This window comes from Streptomyces sp. NPDC041968 (assembly GCF_055589025.1).
The window spans coordinates 544,480-561,178 of record NZ_JBVJCB010000003.1; the positions used below are offsets into that span (position 1 = coordinate 544,480).

The 16,699-nt window shown below is 74.4% G+C and carries 17 protein-coding genes and 1 tRNA gene; 11 read left to right on the forward strand and 7 right to left on the reverse strand.

The genetic code is table 11. The features are described from left to right. The first annotated feature begins 26 nt into the window (after window positions 1-26). From tmk to ACZ6EG_RS10595, 4 genes are all read left to right on the forward strand, one after another. Entirely contained in the window at window positions 27-3,296 is a 3,270-nt protein-coding gene (gene tmk / locus ACZ6EG_RS10580; protein WP_469603389.1) for a dTMP kinase, read from the forward strand. 158 nt (window positions 3,297-3,454) lie between these two features. Then, complete coding sequence (locus ACZ6EG_RS10585; protein WP_469603392.1) at window positions 3,455-4,660, forward strand: DNA polymerase III subunit delta'; 1,206 nt, start codon at window positions 3,455-3,457, stop codon at window positions 4,658-4,660. Between the two features lie 106 nt (window positions 4,661-4,766). Beyond that, on the forward strand, window positions 4,767-6,386 hold the full coding sequence (locus ACZ6EG_RS10590; protein ID WP_391972689.1) for an alpha/beta hydrolase: 1,620 nt from the start codon (window positions 4,767-4,769) through the stop codon (window positions 6,384-6,386). A gap of 105 nt (window positions 6,387-6,491) precedes the next feature. After that, a tRNA-Thr gene (locus ACZ6EG_RS10595) sits at window positions 6,492-6,565 on the forward strand. A gap of 16 nt (window positions 6,566-6,581) precedes the next feature. On the opposite strand, the gene ACZ6EG_RS10600 is transcribed toward ACZ6EG_RS10595, so the two are convergent. Beyond that, window positions 6,582-7,163 carry a hypothetical protein gene (locus ACZ6EG_RS10600; RefSeq protein WP_469603395.1) on the reverse strand — a complete coding sequence of 194 codons (582 nt, stop codon included), beginning with the start codon at window positions 7,161-7,163 and terminating at the stop codon, window positions 6,582-6,584. A 252-nt stretch (window positions 7,164-7,415) separates the two neighbouring features. Between ACZ6EG_RS10600 and ACZ6EG_RS10605 the strand changes: the two genes are divergently transcribed. Next, complete coding sequence (locus ACZ6EG_RS10605; RefSeq protein WP_391972691.1) at window positions 7,416-8,321, forward strand: glycosyltransferase family 2 protein; 906 nt, start codon at window positions 7,416-7,418, stop codon at window positions 8,319-8,321. Window positions 8,322-8,378: 57 nt separating this feature from the next. Here ACZ6EG_RS10605 and ACZ6EG_RS10610 read toward each other — a convergent pair whose 3' ends face one another. Both ACZ6EG_RS10610 and ACZ6EG_RS10615 read right to left on the reverse strand, forming a co-directional pair. Then, entirely contained in the window at window positions 8,379-10,070 is a 1,692-nt protein-coding gene (locus ACZ6EG_RS10610) for a bifunctional 3'-5' exonuclease/DNA polymerase (protein ID WP_469603399.1), read from the reverse strand. Between the two features lie 168 nt (window positions 10,071-10,238). Next, window positions 10,239-10,991, reverse strand: coding sequence for a Clp protease N-terminal domain-containing protein (locus ACZ6EG_RS10615; protein WP_366766442.1), 753 nt, complete (start codon window positions 10,989-10,991; stop codon window positions 10,239-10,241). A 96-nt stretch (window positions 10,992-11,087) separates the two neighbouring features. On the opposite strand from ACZ6EG_RS10615, the gene ACZ6EG_RS10620 reads away from it, so the two are divergent. Beyond that, window positions 11,088-12,227: a DUF2786 domain-containing protein gene (locus ACZ6EG_RS10620; protein ID WP_469603403.1), complete on the forward strand. Its 1,140-nt coding sequence runs from the start codon at window positions 11,088-11,090 to the stop codon at window positions 12,225-12,227. A 67-nt stretch (window positions 12,228-12,294) separates the two neighbouring features. Here the strand turns inward: ACZ6EG_RS10620 and ACZ6EG_RS10625 are convergent, their stop codons facing one another. From ACZ6EG_RS10625 to rpmB, 4 genes are all read right to left on the reverse strand, one after another. Then, window positions 12,295-12,879: a DUF4232 domain-containing protein gene (locus ACZ6EG_RS10625; protein WP_391972695.1), complete on the reverse strand. Its 585-nt coding sequence runs from the start codon at window positions 12,877-12,879 to the stop codon at window positions 12,295-12,297. Window positions 12,880-12,910: 31 nt separating this feature from the next. Beyond that, entirely contained in the window at window positions 12,911-13,423 is a 513-nt protein-coding gene (locus tag ACZ6EG_RS10630; RefSeq protein WP_391972756.1) for a hypothetical protein, read from the reverse strand. Between the two features lie 206 nt (window positions 13,424-13,629). Then, window positions 13,630-13,935: a 30S ribosomal protein S14 gene (gene rpsN, locus ACZ6EG_RS10635; protein WP_391972696.1), complete on the reverse strand. Its 306-nt coding sequence runs from the start codon at window positions 13,933-13,935 to the stop codon at window positions 13,630-13,632. Beyond that, window positions 13,935-14,171 (reverse strand): 50S ribosomal protein L28, encoded by a 237-nt coding sequence (gene rpmB, locus ACZ6EG_RS10640; RefSeq protein ID WP_391972697.1) that lies wholly within the window; start codon window positions 14,169-14,171, stop codon window positions 13,935-13,937. Before rpmB ends, rpsN begins: the two co-directional genes overlap by 1 nt. A gap of 72 nt (window positions 14,172-14,243) precedes the next feature. On the opposite strand from rpmB, the gene rpmG reads away from it, so the two are divergent. The 5 genes from rpmG to ACZ6EG_RS10665 all read left to right on the forward strand — a co-directional run bounded on the left by rpmG (window position 14,244) and on the right by ACZ6EG_RS10665 (window position 16,683). Then, a complete protein-coding gene (gene rpmG, locus ACZ6EG_RS10645) occupies window positions 14,244-14,408 on the forward strand; it encodes a 50S ribosomal protein L33 (protein WP_044382365.1) in 165 nt (54 codons plus the stop codon). A gap of 6 nt (window positions 14,409-14,414) precedes the next feature. Further along, window positions 14,415-14,669: a type B 50S ribosomal protein L31 gene (locus tag ACZ6EG_RS10650; RefSeq protein ID WP_356602157.1), complete on the forward strand. Its 255-nt coding sequence runs from the start codon at window positions 14,415-14,417 to the stop codon at window positions 14,667-14,669. Continuing rightward, entirely contained in the window at window positions 14,666-15,871 is a 1,206-nt protein-coding gene (locus ACZ6EG_RS10655; RefSeq protein ID WP_469603410.1) for a CobW family GTP-binding protein, read from the forward strand. The genes ACZ6EG_RS10650 and ACZ6EG_RS10655 overlap by 4 nt, the downstream gene beginning before the upstream one ends. Before the next feature lie 4 nt (window positions 15,872-15,875). Beyond that, window positions 15,876-16,109: a 30S ribosomal protein S18 gene (gene rpsR / locus ACZ6EG_RS10660; protein WP_391972699.1), complete on the forward strand. Its 234-nt coding sequence runs from the start codon at window positions 15,876-15,878 to the stop codon at window positions 16,107-16,109. Between the two features lie 304 nt (window positions 16,110-16,413). Beyond that, window positions 16,414-16,683 (forward strand): DUF397 domain-containing protein, encoded by a 270-nt coding sequence (locus ACZ6EG_RS10665; protein WP_356602151.1) that lies wholly within the window; start codon window positions 16,414-16,416, stop codon window positions 16,681-16,683. The last annotated feature ends 16 nt before the right edge of the window (window positions 16,684-16,699 follow it).

Consider the following 16,699-nt stretch of genomic DNA (forward strand, 5'->3'; position numbering starts at 1 on the left):
TCGGCGGCGACCGATAGGCTGAACGCATGACGCGAGCCGAGCAGCCAACGGCCCCTCACCCCGCCCCGGACGACGCCCTGGTCGCGGACTCCCGCGAGCGCGCCGTCCGCGCCCTGCTGCGGCGACCGCAGCTGAGGCGGTTGTGGAGCGCACAGCTCGTGGGGGGTGTCGGCGATCTCCTCGCCCTGCTGGTGCTGGTCCTCCTCGCCGTCCAGGCCGCGATCGGCGCGGGCTCCTTCGGCGGGGGCTACCGGGGCGTGGCGTTCGCAGTGGCGACCGTCTTCGGCGTACGCATCCTGGCGACGCTGCTCTTCGGCGCGGTCCTGCTCGGCCCGCTCACCTCGCTCACCTCACCGGACGGTCCGCTGGACCGGCGCTGGACCATGGTCGGCGCGGACGGGCTGCGGGCCGCCCTGCTGATCGTCGCGCCGCTGTGGATCGACTGGACGCCGGACGACGCGCTGGCCGTCCTCCTGGTGACCGTCTTCGTCACCGGCGTCGCCGAGCGCTTCTGGACGGTCTGCCGGGAGAGCGCGGCCCCCGCGCTGCTGCCCGCGCCGCCCCCGGAGGGCGCGACGGTACGGCCGCTGCCCGACCACATGGACGCGCTGCGCCGCCTCTCGCTGCGCACGGGCTTCGTGGCGATCCCGCTGGCCGCTGCCGCGCTCGTCGTCGCGGGGCTGCTGAACAACCTGTTGGGCGCCGGCATCGACTGGTTCGCCGAGCACCAGGCGGCGCTCGGTTCCTACGTCGCGGCGGGGCTGTTCGCCGCGTCCCTGTCCGTGGTGACCTTCCTGGAGCTGCCCGGAGCGCGCACCCCGCGCGCGCGGTCGCCGCTGGAGGGCCTGCGCCGCCCCAAGAGCGGCACCGGCGTCGACAAGGGCCGCACCGGGGTCCTTCCCCTGCTGGTGTTCGCCTGCGCGGCGGTCGCCGCCGTGGTGGCCGCGACCGTCGCCGTCGCGGTGCTGCACGCCAAGGACCTCGGCGGCGGGCCCGTGCTGTACGGGCTCACGGTGGGCGCGCTGACCGGCGGCGTCGTCGTCGGCATCCGTACGGCGCCCGCCCTGCTCCCCTCACTGTCGCGCCGACGCCTGCTGGCCCTGGCGATCGCCTTCGTCGGCGTCGCCCTGCTGGCCGCGGGACTCGTCCCGGACGCCACCACCGTGCTCCTGCTCCTCGCCCTGGCCGGCATCGGCGCGGGCGTGGCCGCCAACACCGGGCACGCGCTGCTCGACCAGGAGACCGAGGACCACCGCCGGGCGCGCACGACCGAGCACCTGCACGCGGTCGTCCGGGTCTACGTGGCGCTCGGCGCGGTCGTCGCGCCCGTGGTGGCCGCGGCGATCGGACCGCACCGCCTGGAGAACGGCAAGTTCGTCTTCGCGCACGGCGGCGCCGCGTTCACGCTGATGCTGGCCGGCGCGCTGCTGCTGCCGGTGGCCGCGCTGGTGCTGGCCAAGGTCGACGACCGCTCCGGGGTGCCGCTGCGGCAGGACCTGCGGGACGCACTGCTCGGCGGCGACGACCCGGTGCCCACGCCCGCGACGGGCGGCTTCTTCATCGCCCTGGAGGGCGGCGACGGCGCCGGGAAGTCCACCCAGGCCGAGGCGCTCGCCGAGTGGATCAGGAACAAGGGACACGAGGTCGTGCTGACGCGCGAGCCGGGGGCGACCCCGGTGGGCAAGCGCCTGCGGTCCATCCTGCTCGACGTGTCGAGCGCCGGCCTGTCGCACCGCGCGGAGGCGCTGCTGTACGCCGCCGACCGCGCGGAGCACGTGGACACCGTGGTGCGGCCCGCCCTGGAGCGGGGCGCCGTGGTCATCTCCGACCGGTACATCGACTCCTCGGTGGCCTATCAGGGCGCCGGCCGCGACCTGTCGCCGACCGAGATCGCCCGCATCAACCGCTGGGCGACCAACGGGCTCGTACCGCACCTGACCGTCCTGCTGGACGTCTCGCCGGAGGCCGCGCGCGAGCGGTTCACCGAGGCGCCGGACCGGCTGGAGTCGGAGCCCGCCGAGTTCCACGCGCGCGTACGCTCCGGCTTCCTGGCCCTGGCCGCGGCCGACCCCGGCCGCTACCTCGTCGTCGACGCCGCCCAGGAGCCCGAGGCCGTCACCACCGTCGTACGCCACCGGCTCGACCAGGTGCTGCCGCTGTCCGAGGCCGAGATCCAGGCCCGGGAGGAGGCTCGTCGCAAGGCCGAGGAGGAAGCGCGCCGCAAGGCCGAGGAGGAGGCCGCGCGCAAGGCCGAGGAGGAGCGCCTGGAGCGCGAACGCCTCGAGCAGCTGGAGCGGCTGCGCGCCGAGGAGGAGGAGCGCAAGCGGCGCGAGCTGGAGGAGGCGCAGCGCCGCGAGGCCGAGCGGCAGGCGGAGGAGGCCAGGCAGCGTGCCGAGGAGGCGCGTCGCAAGGCCGAGGAGGAGCGGGCACGACTCCTCGCCGAGGAGAAGGCACGGGCCGAGGAGGAGGCGCGCCGCCGGGCCGAGGAGGAGCGGCGGCGCAAGCAGGCCGAGGAGGAGGAGCGGCTGCGGGCCGAGGCCGAGGCCCGGCGCCTGGAGAAGCAGCGCAAGGCCGAGGAGGCCCTGATGCGGGCCGAGGAGGCACGCAGGGCGGCGGAGCGGGCGGCGGCCGCGGCCGCGGCGGGCCCGAAGCCGACGGCGCCTCCCGCGGCGGACGAGCCCCGTCGGGCGCCGGCCGGTCCGGCTGCCCCGGACGCGGCGACCGTGGCGACGCCGGTCGTCACCCCGACGAACGCCTCCGGCGGGCCGGTGGAGGACACGGCGGTGCTGCGGCCGGTGCGGGACCCGCGGGACGACGCCCGCGGGGACGGCGAGGGGGACGCCGAGGCGTCCGCTGTCTCGGAGTCCGAGGTGACGACCGAGCTGCCCATGCCGCCGGTACCGCCCGTGACGCCGGGTGCGGCGGACGAGACGGCGGTGCTGCCGCCCGTGACGCCGGGTGCGGCCGACGAGACGGCGGTGCTGCCACCGGTGGGCGGGGAGGACCCGGCCGACCGCTTTCCGCGGGGCTACTTCCGGGAGGAGGACCCGGCCGCCCGTGCCGACCGGCCCGAGGAGGCGCCGGACCGCACCCGCGAGCTGCCCCGGATCGACCCCGACCAGGCGCCGCCCCGCAGGCGACGCTCCGACTGGGCGGAGGAGACCCCGCTGGACGACCTGCCGACCCTGGCGGACGAGCTGCTCGGACCGCACGACGGCGACCGCGACGGAGACGGCCGCGCCGACGGCCGTGACGGCGACGAGGGCAGCCGGGGCAAGGGGCGGGGCCGGCGCTGACCCCGCCGGGGACGACGACGTCCGTGACGGGTGGGGGTACGCCCCGGCGCCGGGCGTCTCGCCGCGTTGTCAGTGCCGCCCCGCACAATGGGAGGCGCGACGCGGGGTGCGGAGCGCGTCGCGGTGCGGCGGAGTGTGACGGAAGGACGGCGTGACCCATGACCGTGTGGGACGACCTCGTCGGGCAGGAGAAGGTGAGCGAGCAGCTCGCCGCGGCTGCCCGGGACGCCGACGCCTTCGTCACCGCCGCCGCGGTCGACGGCCCCCTCCCCGAGGCGTCGAGCATGACGCACGCTTGGCTGTTCACCGGCCCGCCCGGCGCGGGAGTGACGCAGACGGCGCGGGCCTTCGCCGCCGCCCTGCAGTGCGTGAGCCCGGACCGGGCCCTGGGCGGCATCCCCGGGTGCGGGTTCTGTGACGGATGCCACACGGCGCTCATCGGCACCCACGCGGACGTCAGCACGGTGACCGCCGTCGGCGCGGAGATCCGTGTCGGCGACATGCGGGACACGGTCCGCAAGTCCTTCACCTCGCCGGCCAACGGCCGCTGGCAGATCATCCTCGTCGAGGACGCCGAGCGGTTGAACGAGAAGTCCGCCAACGCCGTCCTCAAGGCGGTCGAGGAGCCCGCTCCCCGGACGGTCTGGATGCTGTGCGCCCCGTCCGTCGAGGACGTCCTGCCCACCATCCGCTCCCGCTGCCGCCACCTGAACCTGCGCACGCCCTCGGTGGAGGCGGTCGCCGACATGCTCGTGCGCCGCGAGGGCGTCGAACCGGCCGTCGCGGCCGCGGCGGCCCGCGCCACGCAGGGCCACGTCGACCGGGCCCGTCGCCTGGCCACCGAGCCGGCGGCTCGCGAGCGCCGCGCCGCCGTACTGAAGCTGCCGCTGCGGATCGGGGACGTCGGCGGCGCGCTCAGGGCGGCCCAGGAGCTGGTCGACGCGGCGGCGGCGGACGCCAAGCAGCTCGCCGAGGAGACGGACGCCAAGGAGACCGAGGAACTGAAGACGGCCCTGGGCGCGGCCCAGGGCGGCCGGATGCCGCGCGGCACGGCCGGCGTGATGAAGGACCTGGAGGACAACCAGAAGCGCCGCCGCACCCGCACCCAGCGCAACACCCTCGACCTCGCCCTGTCCGACCTCACCGCCTTCTACCGCGATGTGCTCGCCCTCCAGCTGGGCTCCCGTGTGGCGATCGCCTGCACCGACGCCGAGGACGCCCTGGAGCGCGTCGCCGGCGACAGCTCCCCCGAGTCCACGCTCCGCCGGATCGAGGCGATCGCCGCCTGCGGTGACGCCCTGGACCGCAATGTGCCGCCGCTGCTCGCGGTGGAGGCGATGACGATGGCGCTGAGAGCGGGCTGACCCACCGGCAGGCCGACCGCCGCGCCGACGGTTGACGGGGTAACTCGTACGAGGCATGCCGGGCACGCGCAGCATCGCGGTCGTCGCGGAGAGTTACGCTCGCTGAATGCACACAAGGCGCACTCACCGCAGGACCCGCAACGGCAGGACCCGCACCGGAGCCACGTTCCTGGCCGCGGCGCTGCTCGCCACCGCCTGCTCGGCCGGGGGCGCGTCGACCTCCGCCGGCTCGTCGGCGGCGGAGGCCGCCGGGTCGACGGAGGCGGCGAAGGCGGTGCTGGCCGCACTGCCCCGGGCCACGCCCTCCGCGCTGGCGCCGTACTACGAGCAGAAGCTGAGCTGGCGCGACTGCGGTGTCCCGGGTTTCCAGTGCACCACCATGAAGGCCCCGCTCGACTACGCGAAACCGTCCCAGGGGGACATCCGGCTCGCGGTGTCCCGCAAGAAGGCCACCGGTCCGGGCGGACGCCTCGGTTCCCTGCTGGTGAACCCGGGCGGGCCGGGCGGTTCGGCGATCGGCTACCTCCAGCAGTACGCGGGCATCGGCTACCCGGCCGAGGTCCGCGCCCGGTACGACATGGTGGCGGTGGACCCGAGGGGCGTGGCCCGCAGTGAGCCCGTCGAGTGCCTCGACGGCCGCGAGATGGACGCGTACACGCAGACGGACGTCACGCCCGACGACCAGGCGGAGACGGACGGGCTGGTCGACGCCTACAAGAAGTTCGCCGAGGGCTGCGGAGCGGACGCGCCGAAGCTGCTGCGCCACGTCTCGACGGTCGAGGCGGCCCGGGACATGGACGTGCTGCGGGCGGTGCTGGGCGACGAGAAGCTGACCTACGTCGGCGCCTCGTACGGCACGTTCCTCGGGGCGACCTACGCCGGCCTGTTCCCCGACCGGGCGGGCCGCCTCGTCCTGGACGGCGCGATGGACCCGTCGCTGCCCGCGCGCCGCCTGAACCTGGAGCAGACCGCGGGCTTCGAGACGGCCTTCCAGTCCTTCGCGAAGGACTGTGTGACGCAGCCGGACTGCCCTCTGGGCGGCAAGGGGACCCCTCCCGCCCGGGTCGGCAAGAACCTCAAGGCCTTCTTCGACGACCTGGACGCCGAGCCGGTCCCCGCAGGTGACGCCGACGGCCGCAAGCTCACCGAATCCCTGGCCACCACCGGTGTGATCGCGGCGATGTACGACGAGGGCGCCTGGCAGCAGCTGCGCGAGTCGCTGACCTCGGCGATGAAGGAGAAGGACGGCGCCGGCCTGCTGGTCCTCGCCGACAGCTACTACGAACGCGAGGCCGACGGCAGCTACAGCAATCTGATGTTCGCCAACGCCAGCGTGAACTGCCTGGACCTCCCCGCGGCCTTCTCCTCCCCGGACGAGGTGCGCGCGGCGCTGCCCGACTTCGAGAAGGCGTCCCCGGTCTTCGGCGAGGGCCTCGCCTGGGCCTCCCTGAACTGCGCGTACTGGCCGGTGCAGCCCACCGGCGAACCGCACCGCATCGAGGCCGCCGGCGCCACCCCGATCGTCGTGGTCGGCACCACCCGCGACCCGGCCACCCCCTACCGCTGGGCCGAGGCACTGGCCGACCAGCTCTCCTCGGGCCGCCTCCTCACCTACGAGGGCGACGGCCACACCGCCTATGGCCGAGGCAGCACCTGCATCGACTCCGCGATCAACACCTACCTCCTGCGCGGCACCCCGCCCAAGGACGGCCAACGCTGCTCCTGACCCCACCCGCCCCGGATCCCCGGCGCCTCCGGGGCGGGTACGAAGCACCCCGGGAAACTGTGTAGACTTACCGACGTTGCTGATCGCACCATGGGTGCCCAGCGCGCCGCCTTAGCTCAGATGGCCAGAGCAACGCACTCGTAATGCGTAGGTCTCGGGTTCGAATCCCGAAGGCGGCTCTTCTTGGACCCCGGGTCAGTTCTTCGCTGACTCGGGGTTTTCTGACGTTCGAGGGCTCCGGAGCTTCGGTCGGTGTGTCGGTGCGTCCGGGGTGAGGCCGAGTGACCGTTCCGCGGCGTCGAGTCGGCGCTCCTGCCTGCGGAGCATGAGCGGGCCCAGGAGGACGAGCAGGAGCCAGAGCAGCGTCACGGCTCCGGAGCCGTACGAGCCGGACGTGAGCTGGACGACGGCCAGCAGCGAGAACACGACGAGCAGGCATCCCCGCAAGCGGCGGTAGCCCTTCCGTCGCTGGAAGGTCAGGGCCCGGCGCTGCCGTCCGAGGATCTCCAGGACCGCCGGCCGTACGGCGGGGTCGGTGGGGGGTGTCCCACGTCGTACCTGTCGGGCGAGGTGGAGGAGCTGACCGGCGCTCAGGCCGAAGCGGCGAGTCCGGTTGCTCTCACCTCGCCACATCACGGCGATCGCGACCGCCACGACGACGGATGCGATCGCGGCGACGGCGGTCCCGGTCCACCACCGGCGCTCACCGCCGACGGTGAGGACGCCGATGGCGAAGCCCACGCCCGCCGTCAGGAGGAGCAGTCCGGACGTGCGCATGATCATCCCGTGCCCGTGACTGCCGTGAGGTCCGTGCTCTGGCGCTTTTGCCACCCGAACTACCCCCTGTGGTCCGCCTCTTGGGCTACTTCTTCTACCCCTGGGCCCGGCCGGCATCCAGGGCGGCCACCGCGTCGTCGGACACGGCCAGTGCGGCGAAACCGCCGGAGCGCCGACGGTCGTACGCCGTGGATCGGCGTGGTGTGCGGCTAGCATCACGGACACGTTTGCCGGCCGGGACGAGGTGAGGGCATGGGCGAGGACGCGGGAGCACCGAGGGTCGCCGTTGCCGTGGTGACCATGGGGAATCGGCCCGCCGAGGTCGACGCGCTGTTGGAGTCCGTCGCCAAGCAGGACGCCCCGCCCGCGCGGATCGTGATCGTCGGCAACGGCTGCCCCCTGCCCGAGTTCGCCGCGCGGCTGTCGCTGCCCGGTGAGGTCACGTCGATCGAGGTGGACGAGAACCTCGGCTGTCCCGGCGGGCGGAACGTGGCGCTGGCACGGCTGCGGGAGTTCGGTGACATCGACGTGGTCGTGGAGCTGGACGACGACGGTCTGCTCGTCGACGCCGATGTGCTGCGCCGGGTGGGGGAGTTGTTCGCCGCCGACGGCCGGCTCGGCATCGTCGGCTTCCGGATCGCCGACGAGAACGGGGAGACCCAGCAGCGGCACGTCCCCCGGGTCGGCGCCGCCGACCCGATGCGGGGCGGGTACGTCACCGGTTTCCTCGGCGGCGGGCACGCGCTGCGGACGTCGATGCTCGACGAGGTCGGGGACTGGCCCGCCGAGTTCTTCTTCGCACACGAGGAGACCGACCTGGCCTGGCGGGCTGCCGACGCCGGCTGGCGGATCCTGTACGCCCCCGAACTGCTGCTCCAGCACCCGAAGACCTCGCCCGCGCGGCACGCCATCTACTTCCGGGTCAACGCCCGCAACCGGGTGTGGCTGGCCCGACGTCGGCTGCCACTGCCGCTCATCCCGGTCCATCTCGGCGTGTGGATGCTGCTGACGTTGGCGCGGAACCGGTCGCTCGGCGGGCTGCGGGCCTGGTTCGGCGGGTTCGTGGAGGGGCTGCGCAGACCGGCGGGGGAGCGGCGGCCGATGAGCTGGCGCACCGTGGTGCGGCTCACCCGGCTGGGGCGGCCGCCGGTCCTCTGAGCGGCTCGGAAGGACGCGCGCCGGTGGTCCTGCTCACCCCTTCTGCGGCGGCCCCGCTCACTTCGCGTCCGCGTAGCACTCCACCACCGCCGTGGTGAACGGAAACCGTACCGGCGTCGGACCGAACGTCAGGCGGCCCGCCAGCTCCGCCGCGTCCCGGATCGCCGCGACGATGTCGTCGGCCTCCTCCCGCGGACAGTGCACGATCACCTCGTCGTGCTGGAAGAAGACCAGCTCCGCCGCTTTGTCGGCACAGGCCTGCCGCAGCGCGGCGAGCAGGAGGAGGGCCCAGTCGGCGGCACTGCCCTGGACGACGAAGTTGCGGGCGAAGCGGCCCCGCGCGCGGGCGTCCGTCGAGGCGTAGCCGGGCGCCCACTCCCGCGCGGGGACCGGGGTGCCGGAGGGGTCGTCCTGCGGCATGCCCCCCTCCTCGGTGCCGTCGGCCGCTCCGGCGGCCGGCGGGCAGGTGCGGCCCAGCCAGGTCCGTACGAGGCGCCCCTCCTCGCCCGCGCGGGCCGCGTCGTCGACGTACGCCACGGCTCGGGGGAAGCGGCGTCTGAGCGCGGCGAGGTTCTTCAGGCCGTCGCCGGAGGTCTGGCCGTAGACCGCGCCGAGTACGGCGAGTTTGGCCTGGGCGCGGTCGCCGGAGAAGGCGCGGTCGGACACCGACTGGTAGAGGTCGGTCTCGCGGCCGGCCACCTCCATCAGGCCGGGGTCCCGGGAGATCGCCGCCAGTACGCGCGGTTCCATCTGGTCGGCGTCGGCGACGACCAGCCGCCAGCCCGGGTCGGCGACGACGGCCCGCCGGATGACCTTGGGGATCTGCAGACCGCCGCCGCCGTTGGTCACCCAGCGTCCGGTGACGGTGCCGCCGGCCAGGAACTCGGGGCGGAACCGTCCGTCGCGCACCCAGTCCTGCAGCCAGGACCAGCCGTGGGCGACCCAGACGCGGTACAGCTTCTTGTACTCGACCAGTGGCTTCACGGCCGGATGGTCGACCGACTCGATCTCCCACCGGCGGGTGGAACCGACCTTGATCCCGGCCTGCGCGAAGGCCTTGACGACGTCCGCGGGCAGGTCCGGCCGAACCCGGCGGCCGAACGCCGCGGACACCTCGTCGGCCAGCTCGGCCAGGCGGCGCGGCTCGCCCCCGCCCGCGTACCGCTCGCCGAGGAGGTCGTGCAGGACCTCGCGGTGCACGTCGGTCCGCCAGGGCAGCCCCGCGCGGTTCATCTCGGCGGCCACCAGCATTCCCGCGGACTCGGCCGCGGTCAGCAGCCGGAGGCGGTCGGGGTGGGCGGACCGGTCGTGGCGGTGCTGCTGCTCGGCGTAGACCGTCAGCAGGTCGTCGAGGGGGAGGTGGGTGCCCTGCGGTTCGAAGAGCGGGGACTGGGCGCCCGGCTCGGCGGACCGCTGCGGCGGATCGGGCGGTACCGGGCCGCCGCGCAACCGGGCCAGGGCCGCCGCGGCCGAACGCGGCTCCCCGTACCGCCCCTCGTGGCCGAGGAGGAGGTTCTCGGTGGCTTCCACGTCGTAGCACCGCTCGGCCCGCACTCCCGCGGCGAGCAGGTGCGGGTAGACCTCGGCGGTGGCACGCCACACCCAGCGAGTGACGTCCGGCCGGGCTCGGACGGCCTGCGCCGGGCCGGGCTCGCGCCGCACCGGTCCGGCGGGCAGCCCGTCGGGGCCGAGGGGGGCGACGTCCACGCCACCGTCCTCGGCCACGGCGAGTGCCCACCGGTCGGCCATGTCGCGAGTGTCGCAGCAGGGACTGACATCGGCCCCGGGTGCGGCGGCCGGCGCGGTCGTCCCGTCTTGGGTGCCGGTGCCGGTGCCGGTGCCCGTGCCGGTGTCGTGGCCTGCGTGAGGGAACCGGCACGGGTGCCAGGGTCGCGGTGGGTCGGGCCCCGAGGTGGGTCAGGCCCGGTCCCCGTCGGGCTCCTGCTCCTCGTTCGCGGCCAGGAACTGCGCCAGCACCTCGGTGATGTACCGCTCCGCGGCCTCCTTGTCGAGGCCGAGCCCGCTGAGCACCCCCTCGCCGTGCTCGTGCTCCAGCAGGGCCAGCAGGATGTGCTCGGTGCCGACGTAGTTGTGGCCGAGGCGCAGGGCCTCGCGGAAGGTGAGTTCGAGGACCTTCTTCGCCGCGGGGCCGTAGGGCACCAGCTCCGGGACCTCGGCAGAGGCGGGCGGGAGCGCCGCGGACGCCGCCTCGCGGACCGCGTCGAGGGTCACGCCCTGCGCAGCGATCGCCTTGGCGGAGAGGCTCTCCCGCTCGGTGATCAGGCCGAGGACGAGGTGCTCGGGCAGGCCCTCGGTGGCGCCGGCCGCCTTGGCCGCGGTGTGGGCGGCCATGACCGCGTTGCGGGCGCGGGGGGTGTAGCGCTCGAAGCCCTGGCTCGGGTCCAGGTCGGCCGACTCCTTCGGCACGAAGCGCTTCTGCGCCGCCTGCCGGGTCACGCCCATGCTCTTGCCGATCTCCGTCCAGGACGCGCCCGAACGCCGGGCCTGGTCCACGAAGTGGCCGATGAGGTGATCGGCCACCTCGCCGAGGTGGTCTCCGGCGATGACGGCGTCCTGGAGCTGTTCCAAGGGCTCCGCGTGCGCCTTCTTGATCGCGGTGATGAGTTCGTCGAGACGTACGGATGACGTGATGCTCGGGTTCGTCGCCATGTGTCAACCGTAGGTTGCGCACCTAGGGGTGTCAACCGGCGGTTGACAGTGCTCGGGGGTGTCCTCCCGGGTGTCCTCCCGTGGCACCATCGCCGGGTGAGTACGCCCAGCACCGTCGACCGTGCCTTCGAGACCGCCCTGTACGACGACGCCGCCGACACCCTCGACGCCGCCGCCTCGCTGCTCGCGGCCGACCCGGGAGCCGACGCGGAACTGGGTCGGCGCGGCGCGGAGTTCGTGGCCACGGCCTGGCGGCGCGGCTGGCAGCCCGCCGACCTCGTACGCATCGTGCGGCGCGAACGGGAGGACGTCCACGTACGCCTGGTCGCCGCCTTGATCCGCGCCCAGGCGCCGCACGACCGCGCACGCGGCCCCCGCTGGGCGGCGCAGCTCGCCGCCCTGCCTGAGCAGGTGCCTGCCCGCACCGACCGCTTCGCGCACGCCACCGCCGTACTGGAGCTGTACCGCCTGCTGCTGCGCCTGCCCGCGCTGGAGCCGCTGGAGGCCGGGCTGCCGGGGGAGGCGCCCCATCGGGAGCACCGGCCGGAGTCCCGTGCCCTCGCCCGCATCCGGGCACTGCTCGCCAAGGCGGAGGCGACCGGGTACCCGGAGGAGGCGGAGGCGCTCAGTGCCAAGGCGCAGGAGCTGATGGCCCGGCACAGCGTCGACGAGGCCCTGCTGGCGGCCCACGCGCCGGCACCCGACGCGCCGGGCGCCTGCCGGATCGGGGTGGAGCCTCCGTACGAGCAGGCCAAGGCGGTGCTGCTGGACGCGGTGGCCGACGCCAACCACTGCCGGGCGGTGTGGAACGAACCCCTCGGCTTCTCCACCGTCGTCGGCTTCGAGGCCGACCTGGAGGTGGTCGAACTCCTCTACACCTCGCTGCTCGTGCAGGCCGAGGGCGCGATGGCGAAGGCGGAGGCCGCCCAGCGTGCGGGCGGGCGCAAGCGGACCAAGACCTTCCGGCAGTCGTTCCTCGCCGCCTACGCCCACCGCGCGGGCACCCGGCTGCGGGCCGCGGCGGAGGCGGCCACCGCAGGGGCCGGTACGGCGAGGGACGTGGACCTCCTGCCGGTCCTCGCCTCCCGCGAGGTCGCGGTCACCGACCGTCTGGAGCGCATGTTCCCGGAGACGACCACCACCCGTCTGCGCGGCGCCGCCGACGCGGCGGGCTGGACGGAGGGCACCCGCGCGGCCGACCACGCCCGGGTCGACCGCCGACGTCCGCTGTCCTAGGCGTCGCCGGGCCCGGGCGGGTTCGGGCCGTGGTGCCGACGCCGGGCGGGTGGGGGCGCGGCCCTGTTCAGTCGCCGGCGCGCTGGAACGCCCCCACCGTGGCGTCCGGCTGACCCTCGCCCCTCGTCGCGACGGTGCCGTACGACCAGGGGAAGCGGTGGGTGGAGGCGTCGTCCGGCAGGGCGAACTCCGCCGCGCGCACGGTGAGGCCCTCGGTGCCGTCGGTCCCTCCCCGTACGTAGGAGACCGTGAAGGACGCCGTGCCCTGCTCGTCGAGGGTCAGCCGCTGGGGGGTGGCCGCCTCGTCCCGCGGGACCGGCACCGGGGTCTCGCCCGCGTCCAGGCGCACGGTGGGGAAGCCGTGCAGGACGCAGGCCGGGCCGCGGTTGGTGAGGGTCACCGCGACGGTGCCCGTGTCCCCCGCGGCCGGCGCGGGGCTTGGTTCGATCCCCACACCCACCTCGGCGATGCGGCAGGCGGTGCCGGCGCGGTCGTCGGTACCGCTGCCGCTGCCGCCGGCGTCACCACCGCTCCCACCGTCGTCGCAGGCGGTCAGGAGGAGCGCCGCGGCGAGGACGGCGACGGCGGCAGTGGTGGTGGGCCTGGTGGGCTCGGCGGGGCCGGTGGACTCGACGGGCTGGGTGGTGCGCACGGGTGACGTTCCTTCGCTGGGGGGGGGCGGTTCAGGAGCCGAGACCGGCCGTCGGCAGGCCCGGAGGCAGTGTTCCGCCCTCGGATCTGGTGTACGTCTCCGCGCCGACCCCGCCCTGCCAGACCACCTTGAGCGAGGTCCTGTCGACCGACTCGACCGTGCCGGTCGCCCGGTCGTCGCCGCCGGAGGTGCATTTGAGGCGGATCGTCCGGGTCCCGGTGTCCTCACCGGTGGTGCCACTGCACACGGTCCCGCCGGTGGCGAAGAGGGCGGCCCGGTCACCGGTGACCATCAGCGCGACCGCCCGACCGTCGGTGGTGGCGAGCCAGCTGCCCTCCAGTGCACCGGCGGCGGACGGCGACCCGCCGCCGGCGCCGCCGCCCGGGTCCGCGCCCACGGAACCGCTGGGCGCGGAAGAGGACTTGTCGCCGGCCCCTGAGCCGCCGGTGGCCGAGCCGCCGCCGTCGCCGTCCTCGCCACCGCCGGTGCATGCCGTCAGCGCCAGCGTGCCCACCAGACCGAGGACCACGACCGCGGCCCGCACGGGCCCCCGGCGCCGCGCCCGCGGCCCCCACCCGTGCCCCTCCGATGGACTCACGGCTCGACTCACGGCTGGACTCACGGCCGCGCCGGCCGTGTTCGCCGTGCTCGCCGCGTCCCTCACGTTCGCCGTGCTCTCCGCAGTAGCCAGTGTCACCGGAAGCTCCAAGCTGTAGCCGGAGGGCCGGTTCGGCCCAAGACAGCCGCAAGCTACCAGGACGACTTGCGCACTCCCGGGAGATGTCCGGCGTGTGCCTGCTCGCGCAGGTTCACCCGGGACAGCCCGAAGACGCGGAAGTACCCGCGCGGGCGCCCGTCGACCTGGTCGCGGTTGCGCACGCGCGTGCGGCTGGCGTCGCGGGGCTGGCCGCGCAGTTCCCGCTGGGCGGCCAGCCGTTCGGCCTCCGTGGTGGACGGCCGGCGGACGATCTCCTTCAGCTCGGCCCGGCGCGCGGCGTACCGCTCGACGGTCTCCTGCCGCTGCCGGTTCTTCGCGATCTTGCTCTTCTTCGCCATCAGACCCTGACCCCCCGCGCGCGGATGCGCGCCACGGCCGCCTCGACGCCGATCGCGTCGACGGTCCTGATCGCCTTCGTGCTCAGCCGCAGCCGCACGTGCCGGCTCTCGCTCTCCAGCCAGTAGCGCTTGGTCTGGATGTTGGGGTCGAAACGGCGGGAGGTCCGCCGGTGGGAGTGGGAGATGCGGTTGCCGAAACCCGGCCGGGCGCCGGTCAGCATGCAGTGGGCGGACACGGTGACGTACCTCTCCTTCGGACCGGGACGGTCCTAGATGCTAATGGAAGTCATTTTCAGTAAGGTACCAGCATGGCACGCAACGAACTCCGCCCGGTCATCAAACTCCGGTCCACCGCCGGGACCGGTTTCACCTACGTCACCCGCAAGAACCGCCGCAACGACCCGGACCGGCTGACCCTGCGCAAGTACGACCCGGTCGCCGGTCGCCACGTCGACTTCCGAGAGGAGCGCTGATCCGCCGTGCGCAAGGGAATCCACCCCGAGTACCGCCCGGTCGTCTTCCGCGACCGCGCCGCCGGCCACGCCTTCCTCACCCGGTCCACCATGACCAGTGAGCGCACCGTCGAGTGGGAGGACGGCCACACCTACCCCGTGGTCGACGTCGAGATCTCCGACGTCAGCCACCCCTTCTACACCGGCACCGCACGCGTCCTGGACACCGCCGGCCGCGTGGAGCGCTTCGAGCGGCGGTACGGGAAGCGGGGCGGGGCATGAGCCCGTCGGTGCGGCTGCCGGTGGTCGTCGTCGGCGGCCTGCACGCCGACGCCCGGAGGGCGGCCGTGGCGCGGCTGCTGGCCGACGTGCCCGGCAGCGTCGCCCTCCACCACGACCTGGCGACGGCCACCGAGGGAACGGTCGTACGGACCGTGCGGGACGCCACCGGCGTCCTCTCCGCCGGTGAGGCGCCCCTCGTCAACGACTGCGCCTGCTGCGCCCTGCGCGAGGACCTCGTCCCCGAGCTGGAGCGACTCGCGGACGCCGGAGGTACCCCGCTGGCGGTCGTCGAGCTGTGGGACTCCGTCGAGCCCAAGGCGATGGCGGAGGTGGTGACGGCCGGCGGCTTCACCGTCACCGGCGTGATCACCGCTGTCGACCCGGCCCTGGTGCTGCCGTACCTGGGCAACGGCGACGACCTGGCCGAGGGCGGCCTCGCCGCCGCGGCCACCGACCGGCGCACCGTCGCGGACACCTTCGCGCGGCAGCTGGAGTACGCGCCCGTCCTGGCCCTCGCCGACTCCCCGGAGGCCGACGACGAGGACCGTGAGCTGCTGGCCCAGCTGCACCCGACGGCCCACCGCGTGCCCATCGGCCCCGGCGACCAAGCGCGTACACCCCCTGCCTCCCCGGCGCGGTCCCCGCACCCGGTGCCCCCCGCCTCCTCCGCGCTGGCCCGCGCGGCGCTCGCCGGCTTCGACGTGGAGGCCGCGGCGGCCGCCCAGCACCCGGCCTGTGCCCTGCTGCCCGCCGAGGCCGACGCGCACGGCGTCACCACCCTCGTATGGCACCGGCGCCGTCCCTTCCACCCGGAACGGCTGTACGCGGCGCTGGAGGACCTGACCTGCGCCGCCGCCCGCAGCCGGGGCCGGTTCTGGCTCGCCGACAAGGCGGACACGCTGCTGCACTGGGACGCCGCCGGCGGTGCCCTGTGCGTGGAGGGCGCGGGACCCTGGCTCGCGTCGCTCCCGGACGCCGCCTGGGACCTGGTCCCGCCCGTGCGTCGCGCGGCCGCCGCGATCGACTGGCACCCCGAGCACGGGGACCGCTGCCAGCACCTCGTCTTCACGTCCCCCGGCCTCGACCGCGACGGCCTGGAACGGCTTCTGGAGAGCTGTCTGCTGACCGACGCCGAGTACGCGGCCGGCCAGGCCGCCTGGCGGCGCCTGCCGTCCGCCTTCGACACCCTCCTGGAGGTCTGACCCCGTGCCCCGCAAGAGCGACCGGAAGCCCGCCGCGCAGCGGCCCAACCCGCTGGACCAGGCAGGAGTGACGTACATCGACTACAAGGACACCGACCTGCTGCGGAAGTTCGTCTCCGACCGCGGCAAGATCCGCGGCCGGCGCGTCACCCGCGTGACGGCCCAGCAGCAGCGGCAGCTGGCCAGGGCGATCAAGAACGCGCGCGAGATGGCCCTGCTGCCGTACGCCGCGCGCTGACCGTTCCGCACGTCGTTCACCCACCTCTTACCGGGGGGCCGCTCCGCTGAGCGGCCCCCCGGTGTTGTTGCATGTAGTTGCATTTTCTTCGAATCCGTGGGCATACGCGGGAACGTCTCTGCCGGGGCAGGCGTCCAAGAGGGCAAGGGCTTTCGGTAACGCACCCGTCAAAGCTGTAACCGCAGGAACACCGCGCGTGCACGTGCATTTGCTCATGCATCTGCACGTGAACGGGGTTATGATCCGGATCAGTTACCACTGCATCTATGGCCACATCAGCCAGTGCACCACCGGGGAGCGACCTGTGGACCACGACGTGTACGACGTTGACGACGCGTCCGGCGTGTACAACGGCATGGCCGCCACGCAGCTGCACGACGTGGCCTGGCAGAAGAGTCGCCACAGCAACTCGCAGGGCTCCTGCGTGGAGTTCGCGCGGCTGCCCGACGGCGGCGTGGCCATGCGCAACAGCCGCTTCCCCGACGGGCCCGCGCTGGTCTACACGCGCGCCGAGATCGAGGCCATGCTGCTGGGCGTCAAGGACGGCGAGTTCGACCACCTCGTCGTGAGCTGACCCGCGCGGTACCGGC